This is a genomic window from Polaromonas sp. (assembly GCF_043778355.1).
Lineage (GTDB): Bacteria > Pseudomonadota > Gammaproteobacteria > Burkholderiales > Burkholderiaceae_C > Polaromonas.
Window position 1 is genome coordinate 89,340 of sequence record NZ_JAYWHI010000088.1, and the last position, 17,960, is coordinate 107,299.

The following is a 17,960-nucleotide window of genomic DNA, read 5'->3' on the forward strand; positions in this document are numbered from 1 at the left end:
CGCAGGGGATTCACCCTCGCGGCCTTTTTCACGGAGCCTGCATTGAAAATCACCAAAGTTGAAACCCTGAGACTCGGCGAGTTTCCCAACATCCTCTGGGTCCGCATTTATACCGATGAAGGCCTGGTGGGCCTCGGCGAAACCTTCATGGGTGCGCAGGCGGTGGAGGCCTACATCCATGAATGGGCCGGCCCCAAACTACTGGGCAAGGACCCGCTGGCCATTGAGTCGCGCAACAAGGACATCACCGGTTACCTGGGCTGGCGCGGATCCGGTGTCGAGACGCGTGGCAACTCCGCCATCGACATCGCGCTGTGGGACATTTTTGGCAAGGCGGCCAACATGCCGCTGTACACCGCGTTGGGCGGCAAAAGCCGCGACAGCATACGCATCTACAACACCTGCGCCGGGTACCAATATGTGCGCAGTACGGTCAACCAGAACACCGCCAACTGGGGCATAGGCGACGCGAAAAAAACCAACGCCGGGCCTTACGAGGATCTTGAAGGTTTTCTGCACCATGCCGACGAGCTGGCTGAATCGCTGCTGTCCGAAGGCATCACGGCGATGAAGATCTGGCCTTTCGATCCGGCGGCTGAAAAAAGCGACGGCCAGTACATCAGCAACGGCGATCTTGATCTGGCCTTGGAGTCCTTCCGCAAGATACGCAGCGCGGTCGGCGAGCAGATGGACATCATGGTCGAGTTCCACAGCCTGTGGCGCCTGCCCATGGCGCAAAAAATTGCGCGTGCGCTCAAACCCTTCAACACCTTCTGGCATGAAGACGCGATTCGCATGGATTCGCTGGACCTGCTCAAACAGTATTCGAAAGACTGTGACGCCCTGATTTGCGCCAGCGAAACGCTCAGCTACAAATGGGGCTTCAAGGACTACCTGCAGACCGGCGTCGCCGGCGTCGCCATGCTGGACCTGAGCTGGTGCGGTGGGCTGAGCGAAGCCCGCAAGATCGCCGCCATGGTCGATGCCTGGCAACTGCCGGTGGCGCCGCACGACTGCACCGGCCCGGTGGTCTGGGCGGCGTCCAGCCACTTGTCATTGCACGCCCCCAATGCGCTGATCCAGGAGAGCGTGCGCGCTTTCTATACCGGCTGGTACAGGGAGCTGGTGACCGAGTTGCCGACCGTCACAAAGGGCATGCTCAGCCTCAATGACAAGCCCGGTCTCGGGCTGGAGTTGCTGCCCGACCTGCACAAACGCGCCGACGCCACGTTGCGTGTTTGCCTGCCCAACTGACGAACACCCATTCACTGGAAGCCTCATGAAGATCACCTCCGTCCGACCTTTCATCCTGCATGTGCCGGTGACCGGCTCGCAGATCGCCGACAGCACCCACAGCATCACGCACTGGGGTGTGGTGGGCGCACAGATCGACACCGACGACGGGCTGACCGGTTACGGTTTTACCGGCACGCATGCGCACCTGCCCAGCGATCAACTCATCACGCGTTGTATCGAAACCTGCCACGCGCCCATGTTGATCGGCGAGGACGCCGGTGACATCAACCGCCTGTGGAAAAAGCTGGCGCGCAACCCGGCACTGCAGTGGGTCGGGCGTGCCGGCATCACCACGCTGTCGCATGCCGCGATAGATCTGGCTCTGTGGGACCTGAAGGCCAAGGCTGCGCAGCAACCGCTGTGGAAACTGCTGGGCGGGCAGGTGCGTGACCAGGTGCGCGCCTACAACACCGACATCGGCTGGCTCAGCATCAGCGACGACAAGCTGGTGGAAGGCGCGTTACGCGCGGTGGCCCAGGGCTTCACCGGCATCAAGATCAAGGTCGGATCGACGGTCGAGCGCGACTTGCGGCGCCTGACGGCGGTGCGGCAGGCCATCGGTCCGGACGTGACGCTGGCGATCGATGGCAACGGCAAGTGGGACCTGCCGACCTGTCAGCGGTTTTGCCGCGCGGCGCAGGACGCGGACGTGTACTGGTTCGAAGAGCCGCTCTGGTACGACGACGTGAAGGGCCATGCACAATTGGCGCGCGCCACGGCCATACCGGTCGCGCTCGGCGAGCAGCTCTACACGGTCGATGCGTTTGCAGAATTTTTCGCGCAGCAGGCTGTCCATTGGGTGCAACCCGATGTGACACGCATGGCCGGTCTGACCGAGGTGCTCCGCGTGTGCGACACAGCGCACGCCTTTCGCCTGCCGGTGGCGCCGCACGCCGGTGACATGAGCCAGGTGCATGTGCACCTGTCGTATGCGCATCCGGCTTGCGAGGTGCTGGAATTCATCCCGTGGATCAAGGACTGTTTCACCGACCCGGCTGAGGTGGTCGACGGTTATTTCCGGCGCCCCGAGCTGCCGGGCGCGGGAACCACGCCGACGGCCGCGGCCTGGACACAGTTCCGGCAGGCGACCGTCTGAGCACGGCTCGGACGTGTCCACGCGCGAGGCAAAATAAGCACCAATGAATTCCGATATTTTTGTGGTCATGGGCGTCAGCGGCTGCGGCAAAAGCACCGTGGGCGTGCAACTGGCCAACGCCCTGAAGCTGCCTTTTCTGGAAGGTGATGTGTTGCACCCTGAACGCAACGTCGCGCGCATGGCTGCCGGTGTGGCCCTCAGTGACGAAGACCGCGAGGGCTGGTTGCTGGCGCTGGCCGACCGCCTGCGCCAGGCGCATACCGCCGGCAAGGGTCTGGTGCTTTCATGTTCAGCCCTCAAGCGTGCTTACCGCGACATCCTGCGCAATGGCGCGCCCGATGTGCGCTTTGTTTATCTGCACGGTGAGTACCAACTGCTGGCGGCACGCATGGCTGCGCGCACCGGGCACTACATGCCGCTGTCGCTGCTGGACAGCCAGCTTGCCACGCTGGAGCCTCCCGACAGGGACGAGAATTTTCTGGGCTTTGGGGTGGCGGAGCGACCCGAAGACATCGTCGCCGCGGTGCTGGCTGTGCGGCATGCCAGCGCGGGCGGCGCTTCCTGATCTGTTTTTATTTTTCGGGATCCTCATGACCCATTTCACCAAAGTCATCCTCTTTACCGACACCGACGGCCGCGCCAGATTCCGTGAGGAGCGGGTCGCACTCAGCGAAGGCTCGCCGCAAGCCCTGCTGTCGCCGCTGGCGCCGTCGACCGGTTACCAGTTGCGCCACAGCCCGGTGGGTTTTCGCAGCCAGTTCCACTGCACACCGACGCCGCAATGGGTGTTTATTCTGGGAGGCCAGATGGAAATTGGCTTGCAAGCCGGCGTATCGCGGGTGTTCAGTCCCGGAGAGCACTTTTATTCTGCCGATCTGCTGCCGGCGGGCGCCACCTTCGACGCGGCGGTGCACGGCCACTGGAGCCGTCAGGTCGGGCCGGAGCCACTCGTCACGCTGTTTCTGCAGGGTTGACGGTTTCTATTTGCTATTGAAGTTATAGCTGCTGACGCCCGCTGGGTAAGGGCTGAAGACCGAAAAGGCTTGAAATTATCAGCGAGACTGCATCTCACCCGAGAGCAGCGCCTTCTGGCCCGAGGGTGTGCGCTGAAGGGTACTCACCAGCGCAGCGGCAACATCCGCAGCGGCGATGGCGCGGTAGTTGACGGGCGTCAGGGGTTTGAGCAGGCGCATCGCCCTTGCGGCAAAGTTTTCTGCGGAGCGCCTGGCCTGCCCGAGGGCGCTGCGGTCGCCGCTCAGCAGTGAGGGCCGAGCGAGTACCACGCTGGCATAACCGAGCCGGTTCACGGCAGCTTCCATCTCGCCTTTGACGCGGTTGTAAAAGACGCTGGATTTGGCATCGGCACCCATGGCGCTGACGATGCCCAGCCGGCGCGCGCCAGCGGCACGCGCTGCGCGGGCCACAGCCAGCACCGCATCAAAATCAACAGCGCGGAAAGCGCTCTGGCTGCCCGCGACCTTGATCGTGGTGCCCAGGGCGATGAACACCTCGTCCACTGCGGGCGCCTCGAATGTGGCGAAGTCTTCCACGAGGTGGTTCACCAGTTTGGGATGTGTTATCCCAGGCGGGCGACGGCCCACGCAGTGGACCACCGAATACTTTTTATCGGCCAGTAAACGAGCCAGAATTTCCTGACCGACCAGACCCGTTGCCCCGGCCACCAGTGCCACCCGAGCGTCCGCCGCCACCGCCGCCGCCTGCCGGGCGTCCGCCGCCGCGGTAGTTGCCGCGGTTGCCGCCTGTGGGCTGGCCGGAGGAGGGGAAGCCGGAAGAGACGTGGCTGGCAGGTTGGGCATCATCGTCGCGCTCCTGGTTGTGCTGACGTGGGGGCTGGGCGTTCGGGTTGCGTGCCTGCTGGTTGCCCTGGGCGTAGCCCGAATTCTGGCGCGGCTGACCGCCCTGGCCACCCTGGGGCTGGCTGCGGCCACCATTGCCGCCACCAGCGCTGCGGCCACGACCGCCGCCATTGCCGCCGCCGTTGCCACCCCCACCGGGGTTGCCGCCCCGGCCACCTTGCGGCTTGGTTTCGCGGATACGCGTCATCATTTCGCTGCGGGCGGCCTTGGCGGCGGCCTGCATCACGTCACGGCTTGGCGGCTTGCCGATACCACCCCAGATGGTCTGGCGGCCCATGGCCAGCGGCTCGGCTTTTTCGCCCGGCTCGGCTTCAAAACCAGGCACGGTGACTTTTTCGATGTTCTGTTTTGTGAAACGCTCGATGTCCTGCATGAAGCCTTCTTCGTCCAGGCAGACCAGGCTCACCGCCTCGCCGCTGTTGCCGGCACGGCCGGTGCGGCCGATGCGGTGCACGTAGTCTTCGCTGACGTTGGGGATTTCGTAGTTGACGACATGCGGCAATTCGTCGATGTCGATGCCGCGCGCGGCGATGTCGGTGGCCACCAGCGCACGTATGCTGCCGCTCTTGAAGTCGGCCAGCGCCTGGGTGCGCGCGGTCTGGCTCTTGTTGCCGTGCAGCGCCATGGCGGGGATGCCGTTTTTGGTCAGGTGTTCGGCCACATTGTTGGCGCCGAACTTGGTGCGGGTGAACACCAGCACCTGGCTCCAGTTGTGCTCGTTGATGATGTGGGTGAGCAGGGCTTTTTTCTTGCCGCGACCGACCGGGTGAATGGTCTGGGTGATGCGCTGCACCGTGGTGTTGCGCGGTGTGACCTGGATGCTTTGCGGATTTTTCAGCAGGCCGTTGGCCAGCTCGCGGATCTCGTCGCTGAAGGTTGCGCTGAACAACAGCGACTGCTTCTGCTTGGGCACCAGCGCCAGCACCTTCTTGATGTCATGGATGAAGCCCATGTCCAGCATGCGGTCGGCTTCGTCGAGCACCAGGATCTGCACCTGGCCCAGGTCCAGTGTGCCCTGGCTTGCGTGGTCCAACAGGCGGCCGGGGGTGGCCACCAGGATGTCAACGCCGCGGCGCAGTTTTTCAATCTGCGCGCCCATGCCAACGCCGCCGAACATGACCATGGAGCTGAGCTCCAGGTATTTTCCGTAAATACGCACGCTTTCCTCGACCTGGGCCGCGAGTTCGCGCGTCGGGGTCATGATCAGGCAGCGCACGGCGTTGACGCCGCGTTTGTTTTTCAGCGAAGGCTCGCTCGACAGGCGCTGCAGCATGGGCAGCACAAAGGCTGCGGTTTTGCCGGTGCCAGTCTGGGCGCCGCCCAGCAGGTCGCCGCCTGCAAGCACGGCGGGAATCGCCTGGGCCTGGATCGGGGTGGGGGTGTCATAGCCCTGCTCAAGCACGGCTTTAAGAATGGCCGGAGCCAGATTCAGATTTTCAAAGGTCATTTTTTTGCACCGCTGGGGTGCTCAGGATCGGCCTGTGGGAGCTTGAGGGCGTCCCGCCAGTCAAAGGCAGATTGGGGTCAGGGGTTTGGGCCAAAAACACCTTGAATCGTTGCCGAAACTGTCACCGAGGTGTGCCCGAATGTCGCAGGCAACTGGAGCGAGCAACAGCGGTATTGTCGCACGGAACGATAATCGGAGGATTGTCGCAAAAAATCACCGAAAATCACGGCTTGGTTTTTGCGCTCACGCCTCCTTTTTTGTTTTCCCTCTTTGAGAAGTTGAATCCTGATGGCCCAGTACGTCTTTACCATGAACAAGGTCGGCAAAATCGTGCCGCCCAAGCGACAGATCCTCAAGGACGTGTCGCTGAGCTTTTTCCCCGGCGCCAAGATCGGTGTGCTGGGCACCAACGGTTCCGGCAAGTCCACGCTGCTCAAGATCATGGCCGGCCTGGACAAGGAAATCGAGGGTGAAGCCACCCCGATGCCGAATCTGAACATCGGCTACCTGCCGCAGGAGCCCAAGCTTGACCCGACACACACGGTGCGCGAAAGTGTCGAAGCCGGCATGGGCGCTGTGTTCGCCGCCAAGGCACAACTCGAAGCGGTGTACACCGCTTACGCGGAGCCGGATGCTGATTTCGACGCACTGGCTGCCGAGCAGGCGCGCCTGGAAGCCATCATCGCGACCTCGGGTTCCGATTCCGAGCACCAGCTTGAGATTGCCGCTGACGCGCTGCGCCTGCCCCCCTGGGATGCCGTGATCGGTGTCTTGTCGGGCGGTGAAAAACGCCGCGTCGCGCTGTGCAGCCTGCTGCTGTCCAAACCTGACATGTTGCTGCTCGACGAGCCGACCAACCACCTGGACGCCGAATCGGTGGACTGGCTGGAACAGTTTCTGCAGCGTTATCCCGGCACTGTGGTGGCCATCACCCACGACCGTTACTTCCTGGACAACGCGGCCGAGTGGATTCTGGAGCTGGACCGCGGCCGTGGCATCCCCTGGAAGGGCAACTACAGCACCTGGCTGGAGCAAAAGGGCGAACGTCTGGCGCAGGAGCAAAAGGGCGAAGAGGCGCGTGCCAAGGCTTTGAAGAAAGAGCTCGAATGGTCGCGCCAGAACCCGAAGGCGCGCCAGGCCAAAAGCAAGTCACGGCTGGCCCGCTTCGAGGAACTGTCCGACTTCGAATACCAGCAGCGCAACGAGACCCAGGAGATTTTTATCCCGGTGGCCGAGCGCCTGGGCAATGAAGTCATTGAGTTCAAGAATGTCAGCAAGTCCTTCGGCGACCGCCTGCTGATCGACAACCTGAGCTTCAAGATTCCGGCCGGCGCCATCGTCGGCATCATCGGCCCCAACGGTGCCGGTAAATCGACGCTGTTCAAGCTGATCGCCGGCAAGGAGCAACCGGACAGCGGCGAAGTGGTCATCGGAAAAACCGCGCGCATGGCCTTTGTGGACCAGCACCGCGATGACCTCGCCAATGAAAAAACCGTCTGGGAAGACATCTCCGGTGGCCTCGACCTGCTGACCGTCGGCAAGTTCACCATGCCGAGCCGCGCGTATGCCGGCCGCTTCAACTTCAACGGCGCCGACCAGCAAAAACGCGTCGGCACCCTGTCGGGCGGCGAGCGTGGGCGCCTGCACCTGGCCAAGACCCTGATTGCCGGTGGCAATGTGTTGATGCTCGACGAGCCGTCCAACGACCTGGACGTGGAAACCCTGCGTTCGCTGGAAGACGCCTTGCTGGAATTCGCCGGCTCCATCATGGTGATCAGCCATGACCGCTGGTTCCTGGACCGGATCGCCACCCACATTCTCGCCGCCGAAGGTGACAGCCAGTGGACCTTCTTTGACGGCAACTACCAGGAATACGAAGCGGACAAGAAGAAACGTCTGGGTGAAGAGGGCGCCAAGCCCAAACGCATGCGTTTCAAAGCGTTGAAATAGTGCCCCCACGCTTGTCACTTCGTGTACTGCGCTGCCCCCCGGCGGGGCGCTGCGCCTGCGGGCCGGCAGAGCCGGACCCGCGGCCCCTGCTTGAAGGGAACAAGCTCGCGAGTTCTGGTTGCGCCGATGACTGACGAGGCTGTACTCGCCGCAACGCGGCAGTGGCTGGAGAAAGCCGTCATTGGCTTGAATCTGTGCCCGTTTGCCAAAGCCGTCTATGTGAAGAACCAGGTGCGGCTGGTGGTCAGTCGGGCGCGCCATGCCGATGACCTGCTGGAAGAGCTGGACCGAGAACTGGATTTGCTGGTGGCGACGCCGGCTGAAGAAATCGACACCACGCTGCTGATTCACCCGACGCTGTTCGAGGACTTCCTGGACTTCAACGATTTCATGGAAATTGCCGAAGGCGTGGTGGACGAGCACGCGCTCGAAGGCGTGGTGCAACTGGCCAGCTTTCATCCGCGCTTTCAATTCGAAGGCACCGAACCCGACGACCTTGGCAATTTCACCAACCGCGCGCCGTTTGCCATCCTGCATTTGCTGCGCGAGGACAGTGTGGAGCGCGCGGTGCAGGCTTACCCGGATGCAGAGGGCATCTTCGAGCGCAATATTGAGACGCTCCATCAGTTGGGTCTGGCGGGCTGGCAGGCACTGCATACCCAGCGCTGAAGCGGCCGAAGTTCGCGGCGCTGTCTGACAGCGCGCGGCTGCAGGGTGTCTTATGGTCAGCCGCAAGGGGGTGTGCGCCCCTGCCGGAAAGGTCGATCCATGACAAGCGCTGCTTCTCCTGCAGGGCCTCTGCACTTGCTACAGCGGGCGCTGCGGTCCTCGCCCCGAGCGATGCGCTCCGGCCTCGTGTTGGGCTGGGCCAGACATCACGACGAATTACGCGAAGCCCAGCGCCTGCGCTTTGATGTGTTTTCGCGCGAACTTGGCGCGCAGATGACCACGCCCGTACCCGGTCACGACATCGACCGCTTCGACGATTACTGCGAACACCTGCTGGCACGCGATGCGGCCACCGGGGAAGTCATCGGCACCTACCGCGTGCTCACACCCACCCAGGCGCGGCGGGCTGGCGGCACCTACAGCGACCAGGAGTTCGACCTCGCGCCGCTGGGCCCGCTGCGCCCGCGCATGGTTGAGCTGGGCCGAAGCTGTGTGCACGCAGGGCACCGGCACGGGGGCGTGGTACTGGCACTCTGGAGCGAACTCACCGCCTTCATGGCCCGCAATACCCTGGACACCATGATCGGCTGCGCCAGCATTTCCATGCAGCAACACGGGCCGGAAGGGGCCGCAGCCGTCTGGCAGCAGCTCTGCCTGAGCCATCTGGCGCCGGTGCGTTACCAGGTGCGACCGCACCTGGCTTTGCCACTCGCGCATGCCGTGTTGCCGCACGGTATGGCGGCGCCGCCGCTGATTCGCGCCTACCTGCGCCTGGGCGCCAGGCTGCTCGGTCCACCGGCCTGGGATCCGGCCTTCAACACCGCTGACCTGCCGATGATGATGCGCATGGAGGACCTGCCGCCCCGTTACCGCCAGAGCACTCTTCGTGGATAAAACGCGGACGGCGAGTGTGCCGCGCGGTGCGCTGGAGGCGTTGCCAAAATGGCTGATCTGCGTGCCGCTGGTGCTGCAGTGGCTGTGGCTGTCGCTGCGGTATGGCAGCGTCACCCTGCCATCGGCGGTCAACCCCGCGATCACTGCCGGGGGCCTGGTCGGCGAAACCAAGCTGGAGTATTTTCGCGGCATGGGCGCGTTGGCACGTGCAGCCACGGCACGCCACTGCGCCTTGCCGCCGGGGCATCACAGCCTGACAGGGGTGCGTATTGCGATGGCGCAGGCCGGGTTGGTGTTTCCGCTGGTGGTCAAGCCTGATCTGGGCATGTGCGGCTTCGGTGTCCGGCTGGTTCGCGACGAGGCCGCGTTGATGGCCTACCTGGCCTTGTTCCCGCCGGACCAGCAAGGGGTGCTGCAGGAGTATCTGCCGCAGGAGGGCGAGGCCGGCATTTTCTATGCACGTGAGCCCGGAGCGCGACAAGGACGGATCATCGGTCTGGCGCTGCGTTATTTCCCGCGTGTGACCGGTGACGGCAGCGCCACCCTGGCTGAACTGATTGCCGCCGACCCGCGCGCCAGCCGTGTGCAGGGTCGCCGCGACCATGACACCGTGCCCAGTCCTGGTCGCGTACCGGCGCGTGGCGAGGTCGTCAGGCTGGCGACCATTGGTTCGACCCGCGTCGGAGGCCTCTACCGCGATGCTTCGGCCTGCATCACACCTGCGCTGACGGCAGCCATTGAGGCGATTGCGCGCGATATGCCGGCGTTTTACGCGGGGCGCTTCGACGTGCGTTTTGAGGACTTGCAGCAACTGGCGGAGGGTAGGGGCCTGAAGATCATGGAGATCAACGGTGCCGGCTCCGAAGCGATTCAGGCCTGGGATCCCGACATCGGGCTGCTGGCGGCTTTCTGCATTATTTTCGCCAAGCAGCGTGTGCTGTTTGCCATCGGTGCGGCGAACCGCCGCAGGGGGCACAGGCCCATCGGCCTGCTCAGGCTGGCGCAATTACACGTCATGCAGCAGCGGCTGCTGGATGCCTACCCGCCGTCGAATTGAGGATTGTCGACCGATGCGACCGCTGTGCGACGGCCGGATGCAAAGTTCTGAGGTCATTGCCTGCCGTCGACGTTCAGGGCGAGCTGCCGTCCGTCCGCAACAGCTTTTTCCTCACCAGATGAATATTGCTGCGCAGCGCATACAACTCGTCGGTGTAGGACAGGGGAACGGCTATTTTTTCGGCCCGGTTTTCCAGCTCGTTCAGCTCGTCGAGCAGCCGGCCGGTCTCCTGGCTGCCGTCTGCCCGGTTTTCAATGTCGCGCAACTGGCCGTACCACTTGAAGATGCGTGAGCGCACGCGAAATTCGTACAGCGGCGGCACGATGCGCGACAAAGGCAGCATGACCGCAATGATGATGCCCATGACCAGCCACATCCGTTCGACCAGGTTGGCAACCCAGAAGGGCAGGTAGCGCTGCAGCAGCGGTGCATCGTTCTTGATCGCCCGCTCCGCTTCCTTCGAAATAGGCAACTCGCTGTTGTCCCGGTTGGGGAATTCACGCGCCGCCTTGAACCAGCCTGCTGGCCCGTGAATCACGTTGCCCGCCTGTGCGAACAGCTGTACCAGTGCCGGATGGGTGGTGGTTTTGGCTATCAGCGACGTCGTGGGAGCCACAAGGTTGACATCTTCGGGCGGAACATTGCGCGCCAGGTCCACCACGCCTTGCGGAAGGCGTGCCGTGCTCAGGAAAGAAAACCGTTTGGAGTACGCCTCGCTGTGGGTGAAGTTCATAAGTTTGACGCCGGGTGTCTGCAGCAGCATCTGCACCATCAGGGACTCAGGTGCCGAGGCAAACACAATGGCATCAATTTCGGCGTTCAAAAAGGCCACTGTTGCGGGCGTCTGGTCCAGGTTCGAGATTTTGAGGCTTGCCGGCTCAATCCGGTTGCTCTCAAGCAGCTTTCCCATCAGGTTGGGTACACCACTGCCTGGCGTGCCCAGGTTGATACGCAGGCCCTGCAACTGAACCAGTGAAGTGATCGACTGGTCTTTTTTTGCTTTTCGCGCCGGTTCGTCGCGGTAAAACAGCCACAGCGGTTCAACAAACAGGCTGCCGAGGGAGGTCAGGGATTGAGCGTCTGCCTCGTCGTAAGTGCTGGTGCCACCCTGCACAAAACCGAGGTCGGCCTTGCCTTCGCGCAGCAGCTGCAGGTTGTGCGCAGAACCCTGTGAAGGCAACAGCACGACTTCGATGCCGTCATCGGCCAGAATTTTGGCGTAACGCTTGCCAAACTCTTCATACGCGCTTTGCGCCGGGCCGGTGGCCAAGGTGACGCGTTTCGGCGGGTTGGGGTCCAGCCACCAGTAGGCGGCCACCAGCAGCGTCACGGCCAGCACGATGAACGGCCCGGCCGACGCCCACAGGTCGCGCAGGGACAGCAGGGTGTAGCGTATGGTTTTGGGCATGGTTGAACCATACCATGTCCCACCCGCCCAAGCGACAAATATCATGAGTAAAAAGCGGCTCCAGCCCTTATGGGGAATGGGTAACTAGCTCCTGAATCGATAGCGCTCGAAGGACGTTCATACCGGCCTGTGTCTTACGCGGGGGCGCTCGTGCGCAAACGCTTTCGCCGCATCAGCAGGTAGGCCGCAGGAATCACGAACATCGACAACAGCGGCGCCGTAATCATGCCCCCCACCATGGGCGCGGCAATACGCTGCATCACTTCCGAGCCGGTTCCGCTACCCCACATGATGGGAAACAAGCCGCCCAGAATCACCGCCACCGTCATGGCCTTGGGGCGCACCCGGAGCACGGCGCCTTCGACGATGGCCTCGATCAAATCGGCGCCTGTGGTCTTGCCTTCATCAATGCGTTTGTCCCAGGCCTGCTTGAGGTAGAGCAGCATGATGACGCCGAACTCGGCCGACACGCCGGCCAGCGCGATGAAACCCACCGCCCCCGCCACCGAGAGGTTGTAGCTCAGCAGGTAGAGCAGCCAGATGCCGCCAATCAACGCGAAGGGCAGGGTGGTCATGATCAGGAAGGCATCGTCAAAACGCTTGAAGGTCAGGTACAGCAGCACAAAAATGATCAGCAGTGTGAATGGCACCACCACCTTGAGTTTGGCCGTGGCCCGCTCCAGAAACTCGAACTGCCCCGACCACGAAATGGAATACCCCGGCGGCAGCTTGACCTGCGCCGCCACTGCGGCCTGCATGTCCTTGACTGCGGAGCGCAGGTCGCGGCCGCGAATGTCCACATAGACCCAGCCCGACAGGCGCGCGTTTTCGCTGCGCAGCATGGGTGGACCGTCAGTGATGCGGATATCGGCCACATCCGACAGCACCAGCCGCGCACCCCGTTCGTTAACAATGGGCAGGCTGCGCAGTTTTTCAAGCGAGTCACGGATCTCACGCGGATAACGCACGTTGATCGAGAAGCGCTGCAGTCCAATCACGACCTCGCCACTGCTTCCGCCCAGGTTATCACCGCCCACCGCCGAGCTGATGACTGATTGCACATCGGCGATGTTCATGCCGTAGCGTGCGGCGTCATCGCGCCGGATGTTCACGTCGACATAACGCCCGCCGGTCAGGCGCTCGGCCAGCGCGCTGCTGACGCCCGGCACGTCTTTGAGCACACGTTCAATTTCGCCCGTTGCCTTGTCGATGGTGGCCAGGTCTGCGCCCGCCACCTTCACACCCACCGGGCTCTTGATACCTGTGGCCAGCATGTCGATGCGGTTGCGGATCGGTGGCACCCAGATGTTGGCCAGCCCCGGCACCTTGACAATGCGGTCCAGCTCTTCAACCAGCTTGTCCTGCGTCATGCCCGGTCGCCATTCGTCCTTGGGTTTGAACTGGATGGTGGTCTCGAACATCTCCATGGGGGCAGGGTCGGTCGCGGTTTCTGCACGCCCCGCCTTGCCATACACGCTGAGCACTTCCGGCACGGTCTTGATCAGGCGGTCGGTCTGCTGCAGCAGCTCGGCCGCCTTGCCAGCCGACAGGCCGGGCAGGGCGGACGGCATGTAGAGCAGGTCCCCCTCGTCCAGCCGCGGCATGAACTCGCCGCCAATATGCTGCAAGGGCCACAGGCTCACGGCCAGCAGCAGCGCGGCGATACCGAGCGTGAGCTTGGGCCAGTTCAGCACCGCGCCCAGCAGCGGCTGGTACAGCTTGATCAGCGCCCGGTTCAAGGGGTTGGCCTTTTCGTCGGGAATGCGACCGCGAATCAGGTAACCCATCAAGACCGGGATCAGGGTGACCGACAGCCCGGCGGCGGCCGCCATGGCGTAGGTCTTGGTAAACGCCAGCGGTGCGAACAGCCGCCCTTCCTGCGCCTCCAGCGTGAACACGGGGATGAAAGACAGCGTGATGATCAGCAGCGAAAAAAAGAGGGCAGGACCCACCTCCGCTGCCGAGTCTCCGATGACTTTCCAGCGGGCATCGCCAGCCAGTGTGCGATCAGGGTGATCATGCTTCCACTGCTCAAGGTGTTTGTGCGCGTTTTCTATCATCACCACCGCCGCATCCACCATGGCACCGATGGCAATCGCAATGCCGCCCAGCGACATGATGTTGGCGTTGACGCCCTGGTAGTGCATGACGATGAAGGCCGCCAGAATGCCCAGCGGCAGCGAGACAATCGCCACCAGCGCCGAGCGCAGGTGAAACAGGAAGATCAGGCACACCACCGCGACCACGGCAAATTCTTCCAGCAGCTTGAAACCCAGATTGCTGACGGCCCGCTCGATCAAGCCGGAGCGGTCATACACCGGAACAATCTCCACGCCCTTGGGCAGGCTGCCCTGAAGCTCCTGCAACTTGGTCTTGACGGCTGCAATCGTTTCCAGCGCGTTTTTGCCAGAGCGCATCACGATCACGCCGCCGGTGGCTTCACCCTCGCCGTCCAGCTCGCCGATGCCGCGCCGCATCTCGGGGCCGAGCTGGATGCGCGCCACATCGCCCAGCCGCACCGACACGCCCGCATCGGTCGTCATGAGCGGCACCTTGCGGAAGTCGTCCAGGCTCTGCAGGTAGCCCGAGGCGCGCACCATGTATTCGGCTTCGCCCAGCTCCAGCACCGAGCCGCCGCTTTCCTGGTTGGCCTTTTGGAGCGCTTCCTGCACCCGGCTCAAAGGCATGCGGTAGGCGGCAAGTTTGTCAGGGTCCAGCACCACCTGGTACTGCCGCACCATGCCGCCCACAGACGCCACCTCGGCCACGTTCGGCACGGTTTTGAGCTCGTACTTCAAGAACCAGTCCTGCAGGGCGCGCAGTTGTGAGGCGTCCTGCGTGCCGCTGCGGTCGATCAGCGCGTACTGGTAGATCCAGCCGACACCGGTGGCGTCCGGACCGAGGGATGCCTTGGCGCCGGCGGGCAGGCGCGACTGCACCTGGTTCAAATACTCCAGCACACGCGAGCGGGCCCAGTACAAATCGGTGCCATCCTCAAACAACACATAAACAAAAGAGTCGCCGAAGAAAGAGTAGCCGCGCACCGTCTTGGCGCCGGGCACCGACAACATCGTCGTGGTCAGCGGATAGGTCACCTGGTTTTCCACAATACGCGGCGCCTGGCCGGGGTAGGTGGTGCGGATGATCACCTGCACGTCCGACAGATCGGGCAGGGCATCGAGCGGCGTTTTCAGAACCGCATAGACACCCCAGGCGCTGATCATCAGCGTGGCCAGCAGCACCAGGAAACGGTTGACGATGGACCAGCGGATGAGGCTGGCGATCATGGCTTGCCACCCGAGGCTTTCGGCGCCGGTGCAGAGGCCATCGGCGTGATGCCGGTCAGTCGCGGCAAGCCCTCGGCGTCCATGTAGAACTCAAAAGTCACTGCATCGCCGGACTGCACATTGCGCGGCAAACCGGTCTCGGGCAACTTGAAGTCCATGGTCATGGCGCCCCATTTCAGCGAGGCAATCGGGCCATGTGTCAGGGTCACCGTATCGCGCGCCACCGCATCGACCTTGGCCTCGCCCAGATGCCGGGGCGCGGCGCTGGCACCCGCAGCACCAGGATCGTTGAGCCGGGCTTCCACACCTTTGAGACTGGCTTCCGAATCAATCAGAAACTGTGAGGACACCACCACCTGCTGGCCGGCTTGCAGCCCCTTGGTAATTTCGGTCTGACCGCCGCTTTCGATACCGGTCTCGACTTCCACCGGCCGGAACCGGCCCTCTTTTTCAGCGAGCAAGACCACGCTGCGTTTGCCGGTCTGGATCACCGCCTCGGTCGGAATCAGCAACACCTTGCCGGGCCGGGTGTCCATCAGCTGCATCTGTACAAACATGCCGGGCACCAGTCGCGCGCCGGGATTGGCCAACTCCAGCCTGGCCTTGATGGTACGTGTGCCAGCATTGACTTCAGGCAGGATGGCCTGCACCTTGCCGCTGAATGTCATGCCTGGCACCGCTGGACTTTTGGCCTGCACCTTCGCGCCTGGCCGCAGCGATGCCGCCTGGCTCTCTGGCACCTCGGCGTTGGCCCAGACGGTAGACAAGCCGTTGATGCGGAACAAGGTCGTACCGGGCATCACCGTCATGCCTTCTCGTACGGCCAACTCGGTGACCACGCCGCTGATGGGTGCCACCAGCGTGCTGCGCGCGCGCGGCTTGCCACTGGCCTGCACCGCTGCGATTTGCGTTTCGCTCATGCCGGCCTGGCGCATGCGCTGGCGCGCGCCGTCCACCAGACCCGCCAGGTTGGGGCCCTGCATGCGGCTGACGGCCAGGTACTCTTCCTGCGCAGCCACCCACTCCGGCACATACAGTTCGGCCAGGGGCTGGCCCTGCACAACGCTGTCCAGCGTGGCACGCACATGCAGACGCTCCACATAACCCGTCGCCCGGGCCTGCACAATGACCTGGTCGCGCTCATTGAAGGCAATGCTGCCGACGGCCGACACCTCTGGCGACAGCGTGCCCTCGGTCACCGGTGCAGTGCGAACACCCAGGTTCTGCTGGGTGCGCGGGCTGACCGTGACCTTGCCCTGGTCGGTGTCGCCGCCGGCATACACCGGCACCAGCATCATGTCCATGAACGGCGACTTGGCCGGCTTGTCGAACTTGTTGCCCGGCACCATGGGGTCGTGGTAGTACAGCACCCGCTGGCCGTTGGCCGGGTCGGTGTCGCCTGCCTTGATGCCGGCCCCGATGTGCCGCCGCGTGGCTTCTTCGCCCTCCGCGATGCTCTGCGGCAAGGCGGCGCTTCCCGGTTCTGCGGCAGCGCCTGGGGCGGCAGGCGCGCCCGTCTCTGCGGCCTGCATGCCACGCTGCATGCCCAGGGTGTACAGGCCATAGGCGCCCGCGCCAGCCAGGGCCACCAGGCCGGCGGCAACCAGCGCCACGAAAAGTTTTTTTGGAGTTGTCATGGCTCGCCTTTGATAGATGCGGAAGCGTTTGCGCCGGGCGCAATGCTGTTGTCGGGGTTCAGGTAGTTGAGTTGCGCCCACAGGCGCGCGGTTTCCAGCTCCAGGCTCAAGGTCTGAATGCGCGTGTTGATCTCTTCACGCCGCGCTGCCAGCACACTGGCCAGATCGCCTTTGCCGATGCGGTAGGCGGTGAGTGCTGCCGCCGAGCGTTGCCCGGCCACGGGAATCATCTGGTCGGTGTATCGCGCCACCCGTTCCTTGCCGTTTTGCCAATCGTTGAGCAGGCTGCGAACCTCGGCCTCGTAGGCCCGCTGGGTGTCCGCGTCATTGGCACGGGCCTCGTCCACTGCGGCCAGCTTGGCAGCGATGTCGCGGTTCTGGCGGTTGTTGCGATCCCACTGCAAGGGGATGGATACGCCAACCGACACCATGTTGGAAAAAGCCGGTCCGCGCTGCTGGTAGGCGGCCTCCACGGTCCAGTCCGACCTGGTGTTCGCCTGGGCCAGCCTGGCCTGCGTCTCAGCGGCCTCCACGAGGGCCGCAGACAACGCCAACCGGGGATGCTGCCTGAGTTCCCCCGCGGAAAGCATGGCGTCGGGGGAGGCCTTGTCCCGCATGGTTTTCCACACGGGCTCACCTGACAAGCTACGGCTCGCATCCGCACCGATCCAGCGCGCCAGCATCAGGCTGGCGTTTCTGGCCTGACGGTCAATCTGGCTCAGGCGGTCCTCCAGCTCAATTTGCGCCGCGCGCGCCGCAAACACCTCGGCCTGTGCACCCCGGCCCTCGCGGAAGGCGAGGTTGGCGCCTTGCTCCTGCAATCGCGTTTCTTCAAGCTGCTGTTGCAACAGTGCGCGCATGGCTTGTGCGTAATAACGTTCCAGCCAGGCCACTGCCGTGCCTTGTTGGACGCTTGTCAGCGCCATTTGGCGCTGCGCCTGGGCGCGTTCGGCCTCCCGTTCAAAACCCTCGGCCTTGAGTTGGCGTTTTTCAGCGCGTGGCAGCTCTTGCATCAGCCCGATGCGACGCATGGTCATGAAGTCGCGGCCCAGGCTTAGCCGGTCAGCACCCGTGACAGGCAGGTTGTCGATGCCGAGCTTGAGGACCGGGTCTGGCAACTGGCCAGCCGACACCGCCATCTCGCGCGCCGCCCGGGTGGCTGCATCCTGTGCCAGCAGTTGACCGGAGCGCGCGGCGGCGAGCTGCTGCGCTTCGCGCAAAGACAAAGGCTCGGCGGCCCGGAGTGGGCCCGCGACATGCATCAGCAACGCAGCCGCAAGCAGGCTCCGAATCAGGTACACCCGACAAGTAACAGGAAAAGCAGACATGAAACCTCCAGACA

The 17,960-nt window shown here is 63.4% G+C and carries 14 protein-coding genes; 8 read left to right on the top strand and 6 right to left on the bottom strand.

What is annotated here, in order from left to right; translation table 11 throughout:
• Nucleotides 1-42 precede the first annotated feature (42 nt).
• Genes ACH2CW_RS12580 through ACH2CW_RS12595 form a run of 4 tightly spaced genes read left to right on the top strand, consistent with a single transcriptional unit; the run spans nt 43 to nt 3,366 of the window.
• Nucleotides 43-1,254, top strand: a complete 1,212-nt coding sequence (locus tag ACH2CW_RS12580) for a mandelate racemase/muconate lactonizing enzyme family protein (protein ID WP_395058606.1) — start codon at nt 43-45, stop codon at nt 1,252-1,254.
• A gap of 25 nt (nt 1,255-1,279) precedes the next feature.
• Nucleotides 1,280-2,392 carry a mandelate racemase/muconate lactonizing enzyme family protein gene (locus ACH2CW_RS12585; RefSeq protein WP_395058608.1) on the top strand — a complete coding sequence of 371 codons (1,113 nt, stop codon included), beginning with the start codon at nt 1,280-1,282 and terminating at the stop codon, nt 2,390-2,392.
• 43 nt (nt 2,393-2,435) lie between these two features.
• Entirely contained in the window at nt 2,436-2,957 is a 522-nt protein-coding gene (locus ACH2CW_RS12590; protein ID WP_395058610.1) for a gluconokinase, read from the top strand.
• Nucleotides 2,958-2,982: 25 nt separating this feature from the next.
• Complete coding sequence (locus ACH2CW_RS12595) at nt 2,983-3,366, top strand: hypothetical protein (RefSeq protein ID WP_395058612.1); 384 nt, start codon at nt 2,983-2,985, stop codon at nt 3,364-3,366.
• A 78-nt stretch (nt 3,367-3,444) separates the two neighbouring features.
• Here ACH2CW_RS12595 and ACH2CW_RS12600 read toward each other — a convergent pair whose 3' ends face one another.
• Nucleotides 3,445-4,101 (bottom strand): NAD(P)H-binding protein, encoded by a 657-nt coding sequence (locus tag ACH2CW_RS12600; protein ID WP_395058614.1) that lies wholly within the window; start codon nt 4,099-4,101, stop codon nt 3,445-3,447.
• Nucleotides 4,016-5,716, bottom strand: coding sequence for a DEAD/DEAH box helicase (locus tag ACH2CW_RS12605; RefSeq protein WP_395058616.1), 1,701 nt, complete (start codon nt 5,714-5,716; stop codon nt 4,016-4,018). The genes ACH2CW_RS12600 and ACH2CW_RS12605 overlap by 86 nt, the downstream gene beginning before the upstream one ends.
• Before the next feature lie 288 nt (nt 5,717-6,004).
• Between ACH2CW_RS12605 and ettA the strand changes: the two genes are divergently transcribed.
• The 4 genes from ettA (at nt 6,005) to ACH2CW_RS12625 (ending at nt 10,286) form a co-directional block, all read left to right on the top strand.
• Nucleotides 6,005-7,666, top strand: a complete 1,662-nt coding sequence (ettA, locus tag ACH2CW_RS12610) for an energy-dependent translational throttle protein EttA (RefSeq protein ID WP_395058618.1) — start codon at nt 6,005-6,007, stop codon at nt 7,664-7,666.
• Between the two features lie 126 nt (nt 7,667-7,792).
• A complete protein-coding gene (locus ACH2CW_RS12615; protein WP_395058620.1) occupies nt 7,793-8,335 on the top strand; it encodes a DUF1415 domain-containing protein in 543 nt (180 codons plus the stop codon).
• 99 nt (nt 8,336-8,434) lie between these two features.
• Nucleotides 8,435-9,229 (top strand): GNAT family N-acetyltransferase, encoded by a 795-nt coding sequence (locus ACH2CW_RS12620; RefSeq protein ID WP_395058622.1) that lies wholly within the window; start codon nt 8,435-8,437, stop codon nt 9,227-9,229.
• Complete coding sequence (locus tag ACH2CW_RS12625) at nt 9,222-10,286, top strand: hypothetical protein (protein ID WP_395058624.1); 1,065 nt, start codon at nt 9,222-9,224, stop codon at nt 10,284-10,286. Before ACH2CW_RS12620 ends, ACH2CW_RS12625 begins: the two co-directional genes overlap by 8 nt.
• A gap of 73 nt (nt 10,287-10,359) precedes the next feature.
• Here ACH2CW_RS12625 and ACH2CW_RS12630 read toward each other — a convergent pair whose 3' ends face one another.
• From ACH2CW_RS12630 to ACH2CW_RS12645, 4 genes are all read right to left on the bottom strand, one after another.
• Nucleotides 10,360-11,694 (bottom strand): TAXI family TRAP transporter solute-binding subunit, encoded by a 1,335-nt coding sequence (locus ACH2CW_RS12630; RefSeq protein ID WP_395058626.1) that lies wholly within the window; start codon nt 11,692-11,694, stop codon nt 10,360-10,362.
• 134 nt (nt 11,695-11,828) lie between these two features.
• Entirely contained in the window at nt 11,829-14,981 is a 3,153-nt protein-coding gene (locus ACH2CW_RS12635; protein ID WP_395058628.1) for an efflux RND transporter permease subunit, read from the bottom strand.
• A complete protein-coding gene (locus ACH2CW_RS12640) occupies nt 14,978-16,618 on the bottom strand; it encodes an efflux RND transporter periplasmic adaptor subunit (RefSeq protein ID WP_395058630.1) in 1,641 nt (546 codons plus the stop codon). The genes ACH2CW_RS12635 and ACH2CW_RS12640 overlap by 4 nt, the downstream gene beginning before the upstream one ends.
• Nucleotides 16,615-17,946: a TolC family protein gene (locus ACH2CW_RS12645; RefSeq protein WP_395058632.1), complete on the bottom strand. Its 1,332-nt coding sequence runs from the start codon at nt 17,944-17,946 to the stop codon at nt 16,615-16,617. The genes ACH2CW_RS12640 and ACH2CW_RS12645 overlap by 4 nt, the downstream gene beginning before the upstream one ends.
• Nucleotides 17,947-17,960 lie beyond the last annotated feature (14 nt).

What these genes read in the sequence shown, in the direction of transcription:
- ACH2CW_RS12585 (WP_395058608.1), top strand. Translation starts at nt 1,280, where the DNA reads ATGAAGATCACCTCCGTCCGACCTTTCATCCTGCATGTGCCGGTGACC.
- ACH2CW_RS12590 (WP_395058610.1), top strand. Translation starts at nt 2,436, where the DNA reads ATGAATTCCGATATTTTTGTGGTCATGGGCGTCAGCGGCTGCGGCAAA.
- ACH2CW_RS12595 (WP_395058612.1), top strand. Translation starts at nt 2,983, where the DNA reads ATGACCCATTTCACCAAAGTCATCCTCTTTACCGACACCGACGGCCGC.
- ACH2CW_RS12605 (WP_395058616.1), bottom strand. Translation starts at nt 5,716, where the DNA reads ATGACCTTTGAAAATCTGAATCTGGCTCCGGCCATTCTTAAAGCCGTG.
- ettA (WP_395058618.1), top strand. Translation starts at nt 6,005, where the DNA reads ATGGCCCAGTACGTCTTTACCATGAACAAGGTCGGCAAAATCGTGCCG.
- ACH2CW_RS12615 (WP_395058620.1), top strand. Translation starts at nt 7,793, where the DNA reads ATGACTGACGAGGCTGTACTCGCCGCAACGCGGCAGTGGCTGGAGAAA.
- ACH2CW_RS12620 (WP_395058622.1), top strand. Translation starts at nt 8,435, where the DNA reads ATGACAAGCGCTGCTTCTCCTGCAGGGCCTCTGCACTTGCTACAGCGG.
- ACH2CW_RS12630 (WP_395058626.1), bottom strand. Translation starts at nt 11,694, where the DNA reads ATGCCCAAAACCATACGCTACACCCTGCTGTCCCTGCGCGACCTGTGG.
- ACH2CW_RS12635 (WP_395058628.1), bottom strand. Translation starts at nt 14,981, where the DNA reads ATGATCGCCAGCCTCATCCGCTGGTCCATCGTCAACCGTTTCCTGGTG.
- ACH2CW_RS12640 (WP_395058630.1), bottom strand. Translation starts at nt 16,618, where the DNA reads ATGACAACTCCAAAAAAACTTTTCGTGGCGCTGGTTGCCGCCGGCCTG.
- ACH2CW_RS12645 (WP_395058632.1), bottom strand. Translation starts at nt 17,946, where the DNA reads ATGTCTGCTTTTCCTGTTACTTGTCGGGTGTACCTGATTCGGAGCCTG.